At 40.3% G+C, this 2,336-nt stretch carries 2 protein-coding genes; both read right to left on the bottom strand.

Annotated features, from left to right (window positions below):
• Window positions 1-34: 34 nt before the first annotated feature.
• Window positions 35-1,837 (bottom strand): ABC transporter substrate-binding protein, encoded by a 1,803-nt coding sequence (locus ACFE90_RS37780; protein ID WP_375507345.1) that lies wholly within the window; start codon window positions 1,835-1,837, stop codon window positions 35-37.
• 5 nt (window positions 1,838-1,842) lie between these two features.
• Window positions 1,843-2,325, bottom strand: a complete 483-nt coding sequence (gene ispF, locus ACFE90_RS37775) for a 2-C-methyl-D-erythritol 2,4-cyclodiphosphate synthase (RefSeq protein WP_375507344.1) — start codon at window positions 2,323-2,325, stop codon at window positions 1,843-1,845.
• Window positions 2,326-2,336 lie beyond the last annotated feature (11 nt).

Genomic DNA, 2,336 nt, shown 5'->3' with positions numbered 1-2,336 from the left:
TAATAATTCCTAACTCCTGACTAATGATTAATGACTAATTATTAACTTTTTTCTCTTCTACTACTTTTAATTCATAAATATTCCAATTGTAACCTGCTATCGCCGAGTATTTTACGTTCTCAATGGTATTACGCACGGCTACTAAAGCTAGGGAATTAAATAGGTGAATAAAAGGCAGATACTCTTGTGAAAGTTGTTGTGTTTCTGCATAGATAGCTTTACGTTTTGTTTCATCGAACTCTCTTGCACCTTGGATGTAGAGGTCTTCAATTTTCTGTTCCCAATCGGTAGCTTTCCAACCGACCGTTGGGGATTGTCCGGCTTGAGCTTTCTGATTAAATACATGAAAGTTACCTTCTACAGACCAGACATTGAAACCATCTTGTGGCTCAATACCACCAGTGATAGCTCCATACCAACATTCCCAATCTAGGGTGTTAGAGATTTTTTCTCCAATAATACTGAAGTCAAGAAATTGTAAATCAACTTTAATGCCTATTTTGCCGAGATCCTGTTGGATTTTCGGTGTGATTGTCGGTCTATTACCAGCAACAGCCATCATTGTGAAGCGGACTCGATTGCCATCGGCATCTAAAAGCTGACCTTTATCATCGTATTTAAATCCTGCTCCCAGTAAAAGTTGTTTAGCTTTTTCTGGATTGTAATTATATGTTTTTAAACCTTCTTTTGGAGAAAAATAATAGGGACTGGGAACAGAAATCGGAGAGTCTTGCGGTTCACCCAATCCCCGCAAAGTGTTGTTGATCATTGTTTGGCGATCAATAGCGTAGGCGACAGCCTGTCTAAAAGCAACGTTGTTAAAAAAGCGGGATTTAATGGGATCTACAACAGGCTTGCCATTGCGACTACCTTTGTTGAGATTGAAAGTTATAAAACTTGTCCCAGAGTCAGGACCAGCATTTTTAATAGTAAAGTTACCCTGCTTTTCTTGACGCTTGAGCAATTGAAAATTTCCAGGGCCAATTTCTAGTAAATCTAACCCTCCAGAACGAAATTGCAGCAAAGCTGTATCAGGTGATTCTACAATTTGCCAAATTACACGCTCAATATATGGCAGTTGTTTTCCTTGTACATCTTTTTGACGCCAGTAGTAAGGGTTGCGCCGAAATGTTAAGCGTTGATTGGTTGAATAACTCTCGATTGCGTAAGGGCCATTAACAATAATTTTTTTGGGGTCTGTGTCGGTTCCCCAAGTGGACATAAACACTGGCTTCCCGTCAGAGTTTTTGGCTTCCACTGCTGCACGCAGGGCGTGTTCTGGTAGTATTCCTACGCCTGCTGCAATTGATCGCAAGAAAGGAGAAAACGGTTCTGGCAGAATAAATTCTACCCGGCGATCATCGATTTTGCGAACTTTGAGAAAAGCCTTACTGATACCAATTTTGAGAGCATCTTGGATATAAGTGGGAATGCGCTTGTTCATGTAGATGTCATTGAAAGAGAAAACGACATCATCGGCTGTTAATGGCTGACCATCCGACCACTTCAATCCTTCTCGCAAGGTAAAGACAAACCGCAGTTTGTCTGGGGAAAGTTCCCAAGATTCAGCCAAAGCTGGCTCAATTTCCTTAGTTATTCCGTTTTGAGTGGCTAATGCCTCATAAGTGAAACCAGAAATATTGGGAGATTCTTGTATGAGGGCGTAGTTAAAGGTTTTAGGGTCAGTGGTAGTAGAAAGAACCAACTGGGGAACTTGTGCAGCTGCGGTTTTAAAGTTAGATGGATTGCACGCCGTAATTGTAATTGCTGTTACCAAAACCAGAATTATTGGTAATAAAAAACGCTTAATTATGTGAAAAATTGTAGAATATTTCATAATTTTTATTCTTTCAAAAGCAAGACAACAGCATAAGCACAGATGCCTTCTTCACGTCCAACGGGACCTAATTTTTCGTTGGTGGTAGCTTTGATACCAATTTGATTTGGTTCTAATTCTAAAACAGCCGCTAGTTTGTCGCGCATATTGTGAATATGCGGTTTTAATTTTGGACGTTCTGCTACTACTACCGAGTCAATATTTCCCACCTGCCAGCCTTGATTCTGAATCAGTTGATGTACTTGATTTAATAGTACTAAACTATCTGCTCCCGCCCATTGGGGATCGCTAGGAGGAAAATAATGACCAATATCCCCCAAAGATAATGCCCCAAGCATGGCATCCATAATCGCGTGTGTTAATACATCAGCGTCACTGTGCCCCAATAAACCCAGTTCATGAGGAATTTCAATTCCACCTAAAATCAAAGCGCGATCACTCACCAGTTGGTGAATATCGTAGCCGTTACCAATACGAATTTTAGTCATTAGTCATTAGT

The organism is uncultured Nostoc sp. (assembly GCF_964245445.1).
GTDB lineage: Bacteria > Cyanobacteriota > Cyanobacteriia > Cyanobacteriales > Nostocaceae > Nostoc.
Note: the sequence above shows the minus strand (reverse complement) of the source record. Positions and strands in the feature narration are given on the sequence as shown.